Raw genomic sequence first — 16,027 nt, forward strand, 5'->3', positions numbered from 1 at the left:
GTATGAGGAAGGTCAAGTCGTTGGCCATCGGCGGCGCATGTCTGGTGGTGGCGATGACGGGCTGCTCCTTTCAGGGGTTGAACTCGCTGCCGTTGCCGGGAGCGGTGGGGCGTGGGCCAAATGCCGTTACCTACCACGTCGAGATTCCCAATGTTTCGACGATGGAGTCGAATTCGCCGGTCATGATCAACGACGTGGTCGTCGGCAGCGTTGGCAAGATGACCGTCGACAACTGGCATGCGAATGTGGAGATCTCGGTCAAAGAGGACGTTGTCGTGCCCGCCAATGCGGTGGCCAGGGTTGGGCAGACCAGCCTGCTGGGGTCGATGCACCTGGCTCTCGACCCGCCGCTGGGCCAAGAGCCGAGCGGCAGACTGCGGCCGGGCGCCACTATCGGCTTGAACCGCTCGTCCACCTATCCGACTACCGAACAGACACTTTCATCGCTGTCCGTGATCGCCAACGGAGGCGGTCTGGGACAAATCGGTGACATCATCCACAACTCCAGAATCGCGCTGTCCGGACGTGAGCCGCAGATTCGCGAGCTACTCACCCGCCTCGACAACGTCGTCGGCGTGCTCGACCAGCAGCGTGACAACATCGTCACCACCATCCAGCAATTGAGGCGAGTTGCCGGCACATTCGCAGCTCAACGCGATGTGATCGACCGCGCGCTAACCGACATTCCGCCGGCGCTGGATGTGCTGGTCAGGGAGCGGCCCCGGCTGACCACCGCCCTGCAGAAGCTGGGGCAGTTGAGCGATACCGCGACCCGTTTGGTCAACGACGCCGGGGACGACCTGGTCACCGATCTCAAGAACCTCGAGCCGACTATCAAGGCGCTCGCCGACGTCGGACCGGACCTCACGATCGGACTTCGGTTTGCCACCTCCTTCCCGTACGGTCCGACCTTCGCCGACCGAGTCGCCAAGGGCGATTACATAAACCTGTTCGCCGTGTTCGACATCACCTATCCGCGGCTGAAGCGGACGTTGTTCCTCGGTACTCGGTGGGGCGACCAGGACGCCAAACTCATTCCAGCGCCCGGAGATCCCTACTATCTGAATTACTCATATAACCCGCTCGGTATCGGTGTCACGCCGCCTCCGCCGGAGGATGAGGCCGTCACGCAGGGGCTGCCGCCAGCACAAGCTGGGCCGAGCGGGCCGATGCCGCCGGTGAGCGGGCCGGTGGTTCCGGTGGTGCCACCGGCGAACACTGCCGAGGTGAGCACGTCCGTGCAAGTATTCGCCGGACCATATGAACCCGCAGGGACGGCGCCCGCTATGCCCGTGCCACCGATGCCGGGAGGCGGCGGCTGATGCTCCTCACGCGGTTCGTCCGAAATCAGTTGATCATCTTCACCATCGCGTCGATCGTCGGTGTGACGGTAATGGTGTTCACCTACATGCAACTGCCGGCCCTGCTCGGAATCGGCCACATCCAGGTGACGCTGGAATTGCCGGCCGCCGGTGGTCTGTACCGCTTCTCCAATGTCACTTACCGGGGTGTGCAGGTCGGTGAGGTGCGGGAGGTGAAGCTCACCGAGAACGGAGCGGAAGCGACGCTGACGCTGGGCACCTCGCCGAAGATTCCCGCAGACCTGCAGGCCGAGGTCCGTAGCGTATCGGCTGTGGGTGAGCAGTACGTCGATCTGCGTCCACGAACCGATTCCGGCCCGTTCCTGGAGGATGGGTCGGTTATCCCGATGGCGAATTCCACTGTGCCGCAGCAGGTGGGTCCGATGTTGGATCAGGTCAGCAAACTGGTAGAGAGCCTTCCCGGAGACAGGCTCAGTGACTTGCTCGATGAGTCGTTCAAGGGGTTGAACGGCGCCGGTGAGGACTTTCAATCGCTGCTCGACTCGTCGTCGAACATCACCGAGTACCTCAATGACGTATCCGACCAGAGTCGAGCGCTTATCGACGACAGTGGGCCACTTCTCGAGTCGCAGGCCGAAAGTGCGGAGGCGATCCGGACGTGGGCGCGCAGTTTAGCGGGTATCACCGAGCAGGTCGAGCAGGATGACCCGAAACTGCGGACCATACTGCAGCGCGGACCGGCCTTCGCGCAGGAAGTGTCACAGCTTCTCGCCCAAGTGAAGCCCACGTTGCCGGTTCTGTTGGCGAACCTGACCACACTGGGTCAGATTCTCGTCACCTACAATCCGTCGCTCGAACAAATTCTCGTGCTTCTGCCGGGAGTAATCGCAGCCCAATCGGAATTCGGGCTACCGAAAAACAACCCGACGGGCCTGCCCCTCAGCGACTTCACGTTGACCATCGCTGATCCGAACTCGTGCACGGTCGGCTACCTGCCACCGTCACAGTGGCGCAACCCCGCAGACCTCACCAGCGTTGACACGCCGAACGGGTTGTACTGCAAACTCCCGCAGGATTCGCCCCTCGCAGTGCGGGGCGCTCGCAATTACCCTTGCATGGGACATCCTGGAAAGCGTGCTCCCACAGTGGAACTCTGCAACGACCCCAAGGGGTTCGTGCCCTTGGCCGTGCGCCAACACACACTTGGGCCGTCTCCGTTCGACCCTAATCTGATCGCCCAAGGTGTGCCGGTCGACGACCGCGTCGACTTCAACGACCGGATCCATGCGCCGCTAGAGGGAACACCCCTGCCGCCAGGGGGGCCACCGGTCGGGACCCAGCCCGGGCCGCCGAACCCTCTGACGGCTCCGCTACCGCCGACGCCCTCGTCACCGCCGCCGCCGGTCGGCAATTCCCTCAACGGTGTGCCGATACCGCCGGAGGCAGCGCCGGTCGCCCCGGCCGCCGGCCAGCTACCGCAGGGGCCGCCGCCAGGACCCGTTCCCGTGGTGCCGCCGGACGGCGGCGCGGTTCCGGCAGCACCAAGTGCGTTCGGCAGCAACGGTTCTGGACGCGCCGGCGGACCGTCGGTCGCCGTCGCGGAGTATGACCCACGCACGGGGCGCTATCTCGCACCCAATGGTCAGGTACAGCGGGTTACGACGGAGGCTGCCGGGCCACACCTCAAGACGTGGAAGGACTTATTACCGATCTGAGCAGCTGACGATCTGATCGGACCTGAGGCGCGACTATGACATCCGTTCCAGCCGCACCGGCAATTGGGTGACAACCGACTTGTTGTAACCGCAGGCGCCGCTCGGACTCTGCGTCCTTTCATAACCCACGATCAGATCGCGGTTTTTATTCTTCTCACTTGTGTCGGGAGTCCACCCCCATAAGGCGAAGTGCTGGTGACCGGGGGCTGCGGTGCCGTCGGGGCACGGCTGCCAGTTCGGGATGTCGCGGTCCATCCTCCAGGAGTCGCCGTTCCAGTTGAGCACGCCGGTCCAGCCGGCGTCGCTTCTGACCTCGCCGTAGCATTCGATCGGACTGACGCAGTCCGAGGTCACAGTCCAGGTCTCCAGCTTCGACGGCTGGTCTATGTAGACCATGGCTCCACCCGCGCCGTGCGGACCCGCGCTGGTTTGCGCCCAGTCGCCGTTCGAAAAAGCTCGATACGTGCCATTGAGTGCAACTCCGTAATCGGTGGCATGCGCCGACGGCGCGGATACCAAACCTCCGATCACGACGATTGACGCTACGGCGCCAGCGGCCAACTCAACTCCGCGCATGCTTCCTAGACTATCGCTGCCGGCAGCCATCCTCTGCGAAAGTGAGAATTTGGTTTCCCCGTGTGCGAAAATGGGGGCGTGCGATCCGTCGTCGCAGTGCTTGCCGCCATCGTGACCGCAGGTTCGGTGGCGGCCGCCCCGCCCGCCGCGGGACAACCCGAGTGCAACTATTCCAGCTGCACCCCAGGCATCGTCCCCAACATCGTGCTGGGTTCCTATTGCAGTAATCCCACCTACTACGCGTTCGGTGTGACGTCGTGGGGCCGACTGGTCTTCTGTGGTTCACCTAGGCGTTACGAACCCCGCTGGTTCCGCTCGCCTGAGATGCACGGCGTCAAGAATGAGGGCGACTTGTGCCCCGCCTTGGACGGCGAGGTGGCTCAGGCGCCGGATGGGCTGTTCTTGACGTGCGTGGGCAACAATGGCGCCAGTCGCTGGGTTCGCGGCGACCTGTAGATCTCAGGGGAAGTGCACCCACCGCGTCGCACCGTTGATGTGCGCGCATTTGAGCGGGACACCGGGGGTACGCGGCTGCAAGTCATTGCCGGCTAGGGGTTCCTGCGCGGTATCACCCGGCCTTTCGCAGGGCAGCGCCAATTCGCGTGTGCCGATCAACGGTCCGACACGGACCCACGCGCCATGCGCGGCGCAGATGAGAGTCCCGCGGTTGGCGTCCAAGCCGAAGACGAAGGAAGGGCGAGGTTGACAGGGCGTGCCCTCGACGACGTTATGAGCGACGTTCGGGACGCAGTCCGCCGAGTCACAAGCTGCCGACACCTCATCGGCGAGAATCGTTGTGGCGGCCATCAATCCACAAGCGATGACCGGTGCCGCGAGGATCTTAAGCACCTTTGGCCCCCTTTGGAAATCGAGTCGCTCCTCGGATGTCCAGCCTAGCGCTGTCACCAAAGCTTCGGGCCATGTTCTGAGTCGATGAACCGTACGACGGCGACCCGCCGGGCTGGCTACCCCGTGGGAGTGAACTCGATGTTGATCTCGGTCAGCCCGCGCAGAATGAACGTCGGCTCGTACACATACCGGCGGGCCTCGATCGGGCCGTGCTTATCCTCGCTGACCCTGATGTCACTCAGTCGGTCCAGTAGGCGCTCGACCGAGACGCGGCCCTCCACCCGCGCCAGGGGGGCGCCAGGGCACGAGTGGATACCCCGGCTGAACGCGATGTGCTCGCGGACGTTCTTGCGGTCGAGCGAGAACTCGTGAGGGTTGTCGAACCGCTTGGGGTCGCGGTTGGCGGCGCCCGGGCTCACCATCACCGTGGTGCCCGCGGGCACCGGGGTCTCACCCAAACTGGTTGTCTTCCGCGCCATCCGGAACACGCTCTTCACCGGACTGTCCATGCGCAAGCACTCCTCGATGAAGACCGGGATGAGGCTGCGGTCGTTGCGGAGCCGCTGTTGGATGTCCGGGCGGTCGCTGAGCACCCGCATCGCCGCGCCGAGCAGTTTGGCCGTCGTCTCCTGACCCGCCGCGAACAGGAACGTCGCGGTGCGGACCACGTCGACCACCTCGGGCGTCGAACCATCCGGGTACTTCGCCGTGGCGATCGAGGTCAGCACATCGTCGCGTGGGTTCTCGCGACGCTCCTCGATGTAGCGGGAGAACTTCTCATCGGCCCACTCCAGCGGGTTGGCGGCGATCACCTCGTGGTCGAGCCCGCCGATGTTGGATCCGGGACGCTGGGCGCCGAACGACTCACGGAACGCCTCGTGGTCCTCCTCGGGAACACCGAGCAGGTCGGCGACGACCAGGAGCGAGAACGGCTTGGCGTACGCGGCGAGGAACTCGCACTTGCCGTCGGCGATGAACTCGTCGATGTGGCGGTCTGCCAGCCGCCACATGAAGTCTTCGTTCTCCTTGAGCCGCTTGGGGGTCAGCAGCCGCGCCAGGATCGAGCGGGCGTCGGTGTGCTGCGGCGGGTCCATGGTGACCATGTGCTCGTACATCGGGATCTCGGTGCGGTGCTCTTCGAGCTGTTTGCAGATGTCGTCGCCTTCAGGTGTGAACGGGATGGGCGTGAACGGGCCCATCACCGCGACGCACGACGAGTAGTTCTCCGAGTCCTTGTAGACGGTGTTGGCCGCCTCCCAGCCCGTCACCGCGAGCACACCGTTGTTGATGGGGCAGCACACGGGGTCCTTGCCGCGGATGTGGTCGTAGTACGGATGCGGGTCGGGGACCAGGGAGGGATCGGTGAAGTAGTCGACCGAATCGAAATCTGTGGTCATGTGCGGGAACCCTCCAAGGTCGACGCTGGCGCGTGCTGATGGTGGTGATGAGCAGACGGTGCCGCTCGCGGAAATCTGTTGATCGAATATGCTGAGCACCTGCTTAGCATGGGGCTAAGGTCAGGGTCAAGGATTCGGGACGGGCCGCCACTACGATCGGCGTGTCGGAACGGTTCATGTCGGGAAAGTGAAGTGATCGCATGACTACGCGCGCCGGCCAGGCGCGGCGCATCGGAGCGCCAGACGCGAAGAACCGCGGGGTGCTGCTCGACGCCGCCGAGAAGCTGCTGCTCGAAGACGGCTACGCCGCGGTGACGTCGCGGCGCGTGGCTGAGGCCGCCGGCCTCAAACCGCAACTTGTGCACTACTACTTCCGCACCATGGAAGACCTGTACCTGGCAGTCTTTCGCCGGATGGCTGAAACCGGATTCGATGTGCTGGCGAAGGCGCTGGCTTCGCAGCAGCCACTGTGGGCCTTGTGGCACTTCAGCACGCAGCCGGAGGCCACCAGGCTGACGATGGAGTTCATGGGGCTGGCTAATCACCGCAAGGCGCTGCGAGCCGAGATCGTCCACATGGCCGAACGGTTCAGAGCTGAACAGAACAAGGCGATCGCCACGGCTCTGCGGCGCTACGGTTTCGAGACGGCCGACGTGCCGCCGGTGGTGTGGACTGTGTTCGCGACGAGCGTTTCTCAAGCGCTGACCGTCGAACGTGCGTTGGGCATGACGACCGGCCACGCGGAGACATTCGCGTTCTGCGAGAGATGGATTCGTCGGCTGGAGGGCGAACCGATTCCAGCCGACGAGGCGATGTCGCCCGACGTTCAGTAACTCCGGATCGAGCAGAGCGCACCCTTCGGACCCTGATGGGTCTTGACGACCACCCCGTCGACGGCGAGCGCGCAATGGATGTTCGGGTTCTGTACGCCCGGTCCGCTGGTCGCCGTGACCATTGCCCAGCTCTCCGGGTTGGCCAACTGCACGTCGAGGTTCCACTGCTGATCCGGCCCGACCTGGGCCTCGACCTTCGGGCTGAACTGGTACGGGTTGTGGCTGTAGGCCGCCCAGTTCGGCGGATCGACGTCCCGGTAGTAAACGTCGACGAAGAACGGTTGTTCGGCCCACACCGTGTACTTGACGTTGTGCAGGGGTGCGGGCGGCGGTGGAGGTGGCTGTGCCGCCACCGGCGCCACCGAGATTAGTACGCCGCCAGCCGTGACGGCCGTTGCCGACGCGAGTGACAGCAACGGCGATTTCAGCGCTCGCCCGCGTGCCCGCGAAAATTTCATTTCCGAATCTTAGAACGATGTTTCACGGCCGGGTCCCGATTCGCCTCAGACCGTCAGAATGGTCGCCGACGCCGTCCCCGGCGCCCCGTAGACCTGGGCCAGCCCGACCTTCGGCTCCCCGGGTACCTGGCGGTCACCGGCCTCGCCGCGCAACTGGCGGACGAGTTCGTGCACCTGGCGCAGGCCCGACGCCCCGATCGGTTCACCGTTGGCGATCAAACCGCCGTCGGTGTTGATCGGCATGGATCCGTGAATCTCGGTGGCTCCGTCAGCGAGCAGCTTCTCCTGCTCCCCGTCGGCGCACAAACCGGTCTCGGCCATGTGGATGACCTCCGCGCCGGCGTCAGTGTCCTGCAGCTGTGCGACGTCGACGTCCTCGGGGCCGATGCCCGCCACCTCGTAGGCGGCCCTCGCCGCGTACACCGTGGGCGAGGCGTCCTCGTCGAGCGGCGCCGACGTGGCGTGCACCTCGTAGGCGCCGAAGGTTCGGGTCCGGATCTCGGTGGCCTTCACGTACACCGGCTTGTCGGTGAAGCGGTGCGCGATGTCACCCCGGCACATGATCACCGCGGCCGCACCTTCGTCGGGTGCACAGAACATGTACTGCGTCAGCGGATAGTTCAGCACGGTCGAGTTGAGGATCTCCTCGACCGGAATCTCCTTGCGGCGGAAGGCGTTCGGGTTCAGCGCGCCGTTGCGGAAGTTCTTGTTGGCCACCCGCGCCAGCGTCTCCTGCGAGATGCCGTGCTTGTGGATGTAGTGGTTGGCCTTCATCCCGAAGAACTTGGTGGTGACGAACTGACCGTTCTCGGCGTACCACTGCGGCAGCGCGAGCTTGGCGGGATCGTCGGTGAACGCCCCGCGCGGGTGCTTGTCCAATCCGATCGCAATGCCGATGTCGTATTTGCCGAGCCGGATGGTGTCGGCGGTCTGCTGGATGGCGCTGGCCGCGGTGGCGCACGCGTTGAAGACGTTGGTGAAGGTGATACCGGTCAGCCCGACCAACCGGGTCACCGCGTCCGGGTTGGACACCTCATAGCTGCCGCCGAACCCGAACTGGATGTCCTTCCAGTCCACCTTCGCATCGGTCAGTGCGGACTGGATGGCTTCGGCGCCCATCTCCATCGCGGTCTTGTCGAACCGGCCGAACGGGTGCAGCCCCACCCCGATGATCGCGACGTCATTAGTCATGGTCGGTTTCTCCTCTAGACCGGCTTGAACGCGAACGTGACGACCTCGTTGCCCTCGTCGTCAGTGGTGAACGGGATCATCGTCAGCTCGACTTCCTGACCGAACTGGAGTTTGGCCGGGTCGTTCTCGGTGAGCCGGCCCTCGACCCGGATGACGTCCTCGAGCTGGACCAGGCCGACGCCGAACGGGACGAAATCCTTACCGGTCGGCCCCTTGTACGGCGGGCCCGGCGGGAACCCCTGCGTCGTCCAGGCCACCAGCGTGCCGCGCCGAGGCAGTTTGACCTCGGACATCGCGTCCGCGCTGCACTTGGGGCACCGTTGCTGGATCGGGAAGGTGGTCGCGCCGCATGCGCCGCACCGGCTCCCGATCAGCTCGGGATTGTCGGCGGGCCAGGTCGAGATTTCAGGCGCGAGGGCAATCTGTTGTGTCGACACGCCGCTGACATTAATCGGAAATAGCGTTCTCGTCTAGAGAGAACAAGAGTGGTCGGATGCTTCCGGGAACGCGTCCGGAGGCCGATCGGCATCAGCTAGCCTCCGGATGTGGACGACGACAAGGCGCAGATTTCCGAGGTACTCATCCGTTACGCCACCGGCATCGACGCCAAGGACTGGGCGTTGTTTCGCACCTGCTGGACCGATGTCGTCGACATCGACTACGGCGACCTCGGCACGTTCACCGATGCCGACGCGTTCACCTCGCTGATGAACCAGATTCACGACTCGATGGGCGACACGTTCCACCGCATCTCCAACGTGGTGATCGACGTGGACGGGGATCGGGCGACGGCGCGGTCGTACGTCCACGCCGTGCTTCTGGCCGTGCCGGGAGACTCCAACAGTTGGATCGACGCCGTCGGCCGCTACGACGACGAACTCGTCCGCACCCCGCAGGGGTGGCGGATCGGCAAGCGGTCGACGCACATCAGCCGCGTGATGAGCGCGTCGGGCGTCGCGCAGTGACCGACGGCCAGGGGTTCGCCGCGCGATACGGACCGTGGGCGGTGATCGCGGGTGCATCCGAGGGAATCGGGGCCGCGCTGGCCGATGAACTGGCCTCGTGCGGAATCGATCTCGTGCTGATCGCACGCAATGGTCCACTGCTCGAGGAGGTCGCCGCCCGTGCACGCGATACGCACGGCGTGCAGGCGCGTGCCGTCGTGCAGGACCTGACCGACCCCGATGTGGTGGTCAAGATCGCCGCGGCCACCGACGGCCTCGAGGTCGGGCTGCTGATCTACAACGCGGGTGCCTCCGACCGCACCTCGACGTTTCTCGACAACGAGTTCGACTATTCGCTCATACAGGTGGCGTTGGACTGCGTCGGGCCGATGGCGTTGACGCACCACTTCGCACCCGCGATGACCGAACGGGTCCGCGGCGGCATCGTGATCGTCGCATCGCTGGCCTGCCTGGCGGGTTCGGCGACACTGGCCGTCTACTCGGCGGTCAAGGCCTTCCAGCACACCTTCGCCGAGGGCCTGTGGGCCGAGCTGCGGCCACACGGCGTGGACGTGTGCTGCACGCCGCGCGGTATGACCTACACACCGGCGTTGGCGCGGATGGGTGTGGCCTACGACCCCAGACTCAGATGCGCTCGGAGGACGTGGCGGCCGAGATCGTCGAAAACATCGGCAACGGGCCTAGTTTCGTCGTCGGCGAGACGGATCGCGCAATGGCATCGCAGGTGTGGACCGTCGACCGGCGCGTGTTGGTCGAGATGATCAGCGCGGCCTCAACCGATTTCGCCGCCAAGAGGGAGCAGTAGATGAGCGTCGTGCCTGGGCCGATTCGTCAGATCGGATACATCGTCACCGACATCGACCGGGCGATGGCGAGTTGGCTCGACCTCGGCGTCGGACCTTGGTTCGTGATGCGCAACCTGCCGCTTCGCGGGGTCTACCGCGGCGCGCCGTGCGAGATCTCGATGACGCTCGGGCTGGCCAACAGCGGTGAGCTGCAGGTCGAGCTGATCCAGCAAGACGACGACACCCCGAGCATCTACACCGAGTTCCTGGCCGCGAAAGGCCCGGGCTATCACCAGTTGGCTTACTGGGCCGAGGATTCGACGCCGCGATGGCGTCGGCACGTGAGGCGGGCTGGCCAGTCGTCTGGTCGGGTGGTGAGGACGTCGGGGCGCGCTTCGCCTACCTCGAGGCGCCGGACAGTCCGGCGACGATCATCGAGGTGATGGAGCTGACCGAAACGACCACCGGGATGGCGCACTACGTCCGCGACAGCGCGGCGAACTGGGACGGCAGCGACCCGATCCGCGTCCTCGGCGGTTAATGGTTTCGCGAAACTGTATTCCAGCAGGCGTCTTCTCGAACTTCCGCTGCTGGAATACAGTTTCGCGGGAGCGTGGGCGACGCACGCGGAAAACTATTTGGCGCGGTTCATGGCCTTGTCGGCGGCGGCCCAGTGCTCGTCGGACACCCATAGCCGCGCGAACGCGGCGACGGCCTCGTCGGTCGAGGCGCCTTTCATCACCCGCTTGATCTCGCCGGCCGCGCGGTGGGCCAGCTTGCGGGCGATCGCGCGCCAATCGTCGTCGAACGACTCGCGCGGCAGCACGCGGTCGACCAGGCCGAGGCGATGGGCCTCGGGGGCCTCGAGGATGGTGCCGGTGCCCGCCAACAAGAGCGCCTGGCTGTAGCCGACGAGCCCCACCAGTCGCTCCGCGCCGCCCCACGCCGGCATGATCTCGAGCGCCACCTGGTTGAAGCCGATCTTGATGTCGGCGGCGGCCAGTCGGATGTCGGCGGCGGTTGCGAACTCGGCACCGCCGCCGAGCGCATGCCCGTTGAGCACCGCGACCGTCGGCGCCGGGAACTGCACGATCCGGTCGCACACCGAGCGCATCTGCCGCGCCATCGCGGCGGCGTCCTCTTCGGTGCGCAACGCGGCGAGTTGTTTGAGGTCACCGCCGGAGACGAAGGCCCGGTCGCCGGCGCCCTTGACGACGAGCGCGGTGGCACCCCGGGCACCGTCGAGCGCGGTGTGCAACTGCTCCATGGTCTCGGGCGCAATCGCATTGCGCGCCTGCGGCCGGTCGATGGTGATGACGGCGAGGCCGTCGTCCCACTCGAGGTCCACCATCAAACATTCTCCGTATGCGATATTGGCATTCTCGGAAACAGAGAATAGCATCGCCTCCGTGTTGGAGCCGTCCCCCGGAGGTGTTGGGAGCCCATGCGAAACATCCCGGTCGAGCTGAGGAAACGCTACGAAGAAGAGGGCTGGTGGACCCGCGACACGCTCGGTGAACTGCTCGCCCGGCACCTGACGGCCAATCCCGACACCGGCTTCTGGGTGCACTCGGATGTGCGCCCGTTCGCGGGCACGTTCGCCGATGTCGAACTGCAGGCCCGTCGCCTCGCGGCGGGGCTGCACCGGCGCGGCGTCGGCCCCGGCGACGTGGTCGCCCTGCAGCTGCCGAACTGGATGGAAGCGGCCGTCGCGTTCTGGGCGGCGGCGTTCCTCGGCGCGGTCGTCGTGCCGATCGTGCACTTCTACGGCCGCAGGGAACTCGGCCACATCCTGTCGACGTCGCGGCCGAAGGTGTTCATCACCGCCGAGGAGTTCGGCCGGATGAAATTCCAGCCCGACCTGGCTGCCGATGTCCCGATCGTCGGCCTGGTCGGTGACAACTTCGCCGAGCTCCTCGACGACGAGCCGCTCGCGGGCACGCTGCCCGCCGATCCGGCCAGCCCGGCGCTGATCGCGTTCACCTCGGGCACCACGAGCAACCCCAAGGGCGTCATCCACAGCCACCAGACGCTGGGTTTCGAGACGCGCCAGTTGCTCGCGAACTATCCCGAGAACCGGGGCCGGCAGCTGACCGCGACGCCGATCGGCCACTTCATCGGCATGCTGGGTGCCTTCCTCATCCCGGTGCTCGAGGGTGCCCCGATCGACCTCTGCGATGTGTGGGATCCGGGCAAGGTCCTCAAACTCATCGAGACCGAGGGGCTGTCGATCGGCGGCGGCCCGCCGTACTTCGTCACCAGCCTGCTCGACCACCCCGACTGCACCGACGCGCACCGGTCAAAGTTCACCACCGTCGGACTCGGCGGTTCGACCGTCCCGGCAGCGGTCACCCGCCGGCTCGCCGACCTGGGCTTCTTCGTATTCCGCTCCTATGGCAGCACCGAGCATCCGTCGATCACCGGATCGCGGCCCACGGCGCCGGAGGACAAGCGGCTCTACACCGACGGGGACCCTCGTCCGGGCGTGGAGATCAAGCTCACCGAGGAAGGCGAAATCCTCTCCCGCGGCCCGGACCTATGCCTGGGCTACACCGACGACGAGCTGACCAGGCGCGCGTTTGACGACGACGGCTGGTATCACACCGGCGACATCGGCGTGCTCGACGAGGACGGTTACCTGACGATCACCGACCGCAAGGCCGACGTCATCATCCGCGGTGGCGAGAACATCTCCGCGCTCGAGGTCGAGGAGGTGCTGCTGAGCATGCCGGCCGTGGCCGAGGCGGTGGTGGTGGCCGCGCCCGACACCCGGCTCGGTGAGCGCACCGCGGCGGTGCTGCGCATCCGTGACGGGCACGCGATACCCACGCTCGACGATGTCCGTGCGCACTTCAAGGCCGCCGGCATCGCGGTCCAGAAGTGGCCCGAAGATTTGCACCAGGTACCGGCCGGGCAGGACTACCCCCGCACGGCCAGCGGCAAGGTCCAGAAGTTCCGCGTGCGGGAAGAGGTCCGAGCGAACAGCGCGGCCGCCCGTACACCAGGGTCGTGATTCGAGGGTGGCCCACAGGCCTGGGGCACCACTTGCGAGCTGGATTGGCGCGCCGTGCGGGCCGAGGGACGTTGCGAACCCGACGTTTGTGAGAATAGGATTCTCCCGAGAGGATAAGGAGCGTTCCATGGGGCAACTTTCACACCGGGTCGACATCCCGTTTCCGCTGTTCGATGCGGACAACCATCTCTACGAGCCGCCCGAGGCGATGACCAAGTACCTCCCGAAGGAGTACGCCGACGTCGTCCAGTACGTCGAGGTCAACGGCCGCACCAAGATCGCGATCAAGGGCCAGATCAGCAACTACATCCCCAATCCGACGTTCTCGGTGGTCGCCAAGCCGGGGGCCTGGGAGGAGTACTTCAAGTTCGGCAACCCCGACGGCAAGAGCAAGCGCGAGCTGTTCGGCGAGCCGATGCGGTCCATCCCGGCGTTCTTCGAGCCCGCCCCCCGCCTCGAGCTGATGGACCAGCTGGGCGTTGACCGCTCGCTGATGTTCCCGACCCTGGCCAGCCTGATCGAGGAGCGACTGCGCGACGACCCGGTCGCCATCCACGTGATCATCCACTCGCTGAACCAATGGCTCGACGAGGTCTGGGGCTTCAACTACCAGAACCGCATCTTCACCACCCCGGTCATCACACTGCCGATTGTCGAGAAGGCAATCGAGGAGTTGGACTGGGCCGTCAAGCGCGGTGCTCGCGCGATCCTGGTCCGCCCCGCTCCGGTGCCCGGATTCCGCGGACCGCGGTCGTTCGCGCTGCCGGAGTTCGACCCGTTCTGGGAGAAGTGCGTCGAGTACGACGTGTTCGTCGGCATGCACTCCTCGGACAGCGGTTACTCGCGCTACACGTCGGAGTGGGACGGCGCCGCGCAGGAGATGCTGCCGTTCCAGACCAACGCGATGTCGATCCTCAACGAGTGGCGCCCGATCCAGGATGCGGTGGCCTCGTGGGTGATTCACGGCGCGTTGTTCCGACACCCGAAGCTCAAGGTCGGCATCGTCGAGGCCGGCTCCAAGTGGATGTTCCCGCTGCTGGACTCGATGGCCGAGGTGTACAAGAAAGCACCCGAGGCGTTCCTCGGTAACCCGATCGAAGAGATCAAGAACCGCATCTTCGTCAGCCCGTTCTACGAGGAGGGCATCGACGATCTGATCAACCTGATCGGCGTCGACCAGGTGCTCTACGGTTCGGACTGGCCGCATCCTGAGGGTCTCGCGGAGCCGACCCACTACGTGACCGCGCTCGAGCATCTGTCTGTCGAGGATCAAGCGAAGATCATGGGCGGCAACCTGGGCCGCCTCGTCACGGTGTGACCTACCGGGAGATCTACCGGACCATCCCCGAGATGGTCTTGAGCGCGGCGGACCGCTTCGGCGACGCGGAAGCGGTCGTCGACGGTCCGCTGCGCCTCACCTTCACCGAACTGGTGCATCGAATCCGATGCGCCGCAGGCGCGTTCAACGAGTTCGGCATCGCCAAGGGCGAGCGCGTCGCCCTCTGGGCACCGAACTCCGCGGACTGGATCGTCGCCGCCTTCGGGCTGCTGACGGCCGGTGGCGTGTTGGTGCCGGTCAACACCCGGTTCAAGTCCGAGGAGGCCGCCGACATCATCGGCCGCAGCGGGGCCAAGGCCGTGCTGGTCCAGAAGAACTTCCTCGGTCTGGACTACTCGCTGCCATTCCCGGAGCCGGCCCGACGCCCGCCCGTCATCGACCTCAAATCCGGCTTCCTGTCCAGCGGCGCACCGTTCGAGCGGGAGGTCGACGGCGCCGACATCGCCGACGTGATCTTCACGTCGGGAACCACGGGAAAACCCAAGGGCGCGATGATGAACCATCGGCAGACCCTGCGCGCGTACGAGGAGTGGGCGACGCTCGCAGACCTGCGCGAGGGCGACCGCTACCTGATGATCAACCCGTACTTCCACACGTTCGGGCTCAAGGCCGGGCTCATCGCGTCGTTCCTGCGCGGCGCGACCATGCTGCCGGTGCCGGCCTTCGACGTCGACCTCGTCGTGGACCTGATCGATCGCGAACGCATCACGGTGCTGCCCGGCCCACCGACGCTCTACCACTCACTGCTCACAGTCGCCGACAAGGACCGGCTCGTGAGCCTGCGGGCGGGCGTGACAGGAGCGGCCGACATCCCGGTCGAGCTGATCCGGCGCATCCACGACGAACTGCCGTTCCAGACGCTGATGACGGGTTACGGGCTCACCGAGGCGGGCAATGTCACGCTGTCACGGCCCGGTGATTCGTTCGCCGACGTCGCGACCACGGCGGGCGTGCCGTGCGAGGACGTGGAGGTCCGCATCGCCGACGACGGCGAGGTGCTGGTGCGCGGATACAACGTCATGCAGGGCTACCTCGACGACCCCGACGCGACGGCCAAGGCGATCGACGCTGACGGGTGGCTGCACACCGGCGATCTCGGTGAATTCACCGACACGGGCCGGCTGCGGATCGTCGGGCGCAAGAAGGACATGTTCATCGTGGGCGGCTTCAACGCTTACCCTGCGGAGATCGAGGGACTCCTCTTGAAGCATCCGGCGGTCGCCCAAGCGGCGGTCATCGGCGTGCCCGACGACCGATTGGGAGAGGTCGGTATGGCGTTCGTCGTCCGCCAGCAGGATCACGACTCTGTCACGGATAACGACCTCATATCGTGGAGCCGCGAGCAAATGGCCGGTTTCAAGGTGCCACGATATGTAGAGTTTCTCGACGAGTTGCCGTTGAACGCCACCGGCAAGGTCATGAAAGACCGCCTTCACCACAATCACGGCTGAGCAAGCGCACAGCGTGTGAATAACATTTCCGCAGGAAAGACGGCTTTGCCGTAGAGGTGCGGCGGCAGGTATCGTCGCCGCCGTAGTCAAAAATTGATAACGGCATTCTCGCAGAGTGGACACGTCATAGACA

15 protein-coding genes and 1 pseudogene are annotated in these 16,027 nt (G+C 65.4%); 10 read left to right on the top strand and 6 right to left on the bottom strand.

Going from position 1 to position 16,027, the window contains the following annotated elements; genetic code table 11:
• The first annotated feature begins 2 nt into the window (after nucleotides 1–2).
• Nucleotides 3–1,322: an MCE family protein gene (locus CEX87_RS05430; protein WP_067386631.1), complete on the top strand. Its 1,320-nt coding sequence runs from the start codon at nucleotides 3–5 to the stop codon at nucleotides 1,320–1,322.
• Entirely contained in the window at nucleotides 1,322–3,037 is a 1,716-nt protein-coding gene (locus tag CEX87_RS05435; protein ID WP_067386633.1) for an MCE family protein, read from the top strand. Before CEX87_RS05430 ends, CEX87_RS05435 begins: the two co-directional genes overlap by 1 nt.
• Before the next feature lie 33 nt (nucleotides 3,038–3,070).
• Here the strand turns inward: CEX87_RS05435 and CEX87_RS05440 are convergent, their stop codons facing one another.
• A complete protein-coding gene (locus CEX87_RS05440; protein WP_067386635.1) occupies nucleotides 3,071–3,613 on the bottom strand; it encodes an Rv2253/PknI dimerization domain-containing protein in 543 nt (180 codons plus the stop codon).
• A 78-nt stretch (nucleotides 3,614–3,691) separates the two neighbouring features.
• Here CEX87_RS05440 and CEX87_RS05445 point away from each other — a divergent pair, with 78 nt between their 5' ends.
• On the top strand, nucleotides 3,692–4,069 hold the full coding sequence (locus CEX87_RS05445) for a hypothetical protein (protein WP_067386637.1): 378 nt from the start codon (nucleotides 3,692–3,694) through the stop codon (nucleotides 4,067–4,069).
• A gap of 509 nt (nucleotides 4,070–4,578) precedes the next feature.
• Here the strand turns inward: CEX87_RS05445 and CEX87_RS05455 are convergent.
• The gene (locus tag CEX87_RS05455; protein WP_067386642.1) at nucleotides 4,579–5,859 is read right to left on the bottom strand and encodes a cytochrome P450; all 1,281 of its coding nucleotides are present in this window, start codon (nucleotides 5,857–5,859) and stop codon (nucleotides 4,579–4,581) included.
• A 200-nt stretch (nucleotides 5,860–6,059) separates the two neighbouring features.
• On the opposite strand from CEX87_RS05455, the gene CEX87_RS05460 reads away from it, so the two are divergent.
• Complete coding sequence (locus CEX87_RS05460) at nucleotides 6,060–6,692, top strand: TetR/AcrR family transcriptional regulator (protein WP_067386644.1); 633 nt, start codon at nucleotides 6,060–6,062, stop codon at nucleotides 6,690–6,692.
• Here CEX87_RS05460 and CEX87_RS05465 read toward each other — a convergent pair.
• The 3 genes from CEX87_RS05465 to CEX87_RS05475 are packed head-to-tail and all read right to left on the bottom strand — an operon-like array spanning nucleotide 6,686 to nucleotide 8,778.
• Nucleotides 6,686–7,150 (bottom strand): hypothetical protein, encoded by a 465-nt coding sequence (locus tag CEX87_RS05465; protein WP_067386646.1) that lies wholly within the window; start codon nucleotides 7,148–7,150, stop codon nucleotides 6,686–6,688. The genes CEX87_RS05460 and CEX87_RS05465 overlap by 7 nt on opposite strands.
• A 45-nt stretch (nucleotides 7,151–7,195) precedes the next feature.
• Nucleotides 7,196–8,341: a thiolase family protein gene (locus tag CEX87_RS05470; protein WP_067386648.1), complete on the bottom strand. Its 1,146-nt coding sequence runs from the start codon at nucleotides 8,339–8,341 to the stop codon at nucleotides 7,196–7,198.
• A 14-nt stretch (nucleotides 8,342–8,355) separates the two neighbouring features.
• The gene (locus tag CEX87_RS05475; RefSeq protein WP_197506140.1) at nucleotides 8,356–8,778 is read right to left on the bottom strand and encodes a Zn-ribbon domain-containing OB-fold protein; all 423 of its coding nucleotides are present in this window, start codon (nucleotides 8,776–8,778) and stop codon (nucleotides 8,356–8,358) included.
• 108 nt (nucleotides 8,779–8,886) lie between these two features.
• Here CEX87_RS05475 and CEX87_RS05480 point away from each other — a divergent pair, with 108 nt between their 5' ends.
• The 3 genes and pseudogenes from CEX87_RS05480 to CEX87_RS05490 all read left to right on the top strand — a co-directional run bounded on the left by CEX87_RS05480 (nucleotide 8,887) and on the right by CEX87_RS05490 (nucleotide 10,632).
• Nucleotides 8,887–9,306: a nuclear transport factor 2 family protein gene (locus CEX87_RS05480; RefSeq protein ID WP_067386652.1), complete on the top strand. Its 420-nt coding sequence runs from the start codon at nucleotides 8,887–8,889 to the stop codon at nucleotides 9,304–9,306.
• Nucleotides 9,303–10,067 (top strand): SDR family NAD(P)-dependent oxidoreductase, encoded by a 765-nt coding sequence (locus CEX87_RS05485; RefSeq protein ID WP_067386654.1) that lies wholly within the window; start codon nucleotides 9,303–9,305, stop codon nucleotides 10,065–10,067. The genes CEX87_RS05480 and CEX87_RS05485 overlap by 4 nt, the downstream gene beginning before the upstream one ends.
• A gap of 44 nt (nucleotides 10,068–10,111) precedes the next feature.
• Nucleotides 10,112–10,632: pseudogene (locus CEX87_RS05490) on the top strand (VOC family protein).
• A 93-nt stretch (nucleotides 10,633–10,725) separates the two neighbouring features.
• Here CEX87_RS05490 and CEX87_RS05495 read toward each other — a convergent pair.
• The gene (locus tag CEX87_RS05495) at nucleotides 10,726–11,442 is read right to left on the bottom strand and encodes an enoyl-CoA hydratase/isomerase family protein (RefSeq protein WP_067386656.1); all 717 of its coding nucleotides are present in this window, start codon (nucleotides 11,440–11,442) and stop codon (nucleotides 10,726–10,728) included.
• Nucleotides 11,443–11,535: 93 nt separating this feature from the next.
• Between CEX87_RS05495 and CEX87_RS05500 the strand changes: the two genes are divergently transcribed.
• The 3 genes from CEX87_RS05500 to CEX87_RS05510 all read left to right on the top strand — a co-directional run bounded on the left by CEX87_RS05500 (nucleotide 11,536) and on the right by CEX87_RS05510 (nucleotide 15,894).
• Complete coding sequence (locus CEX87_RS05500) at nucleotides 11,536–13,104, top strand: AMP-binding protein (RefSeq protein ID WP_067386658.1); 1,569 nt, start codon at nucleotides 11,536–11,538, stop codon at nucleotides 13,102–13,104.
• A gap of 127 nt (nucleotides 13,105–13,231) precedes the next feature.
• Complete coding sequence (locus CEX87_RS05505) at nucleotides 13,232–14,422, top strand: amidohydrolase family protein (protein WP_067386660.1); 1,191 nt, start codon at nucleotides 13,232–13,234, stop codon at nucleotides 14,420–14,422.
• Nucleotides 14,419–15,894, top strand: a complete 1,476-nt coding sequence (locus CEX87_RS05510; protein WP_082962224.1) for a FadD3 family acyl-CoA ligase — start codon at nucleotides 14,419–14,421, stop codon at nucleotides 15,892–15,894. The genes CEX87_RS05505 and CEX87_RS05510 overlap by 4 nt, the downstream gene beginning before the upstream one ends.
• Nucleotides 15,895–16,027 lie beyond the last annotated feature (133 nt).

Source organism: Mycobacterium lehmannii, assembly GCF_002245535.1.
Classification (GTDB): domain Bacteria; phylum Actinomycetota; class Actinomycetes; order Mycobacteriales; family Mycobacteriaceae; genus Mycobacterium; species Mycobacterium lehmannii.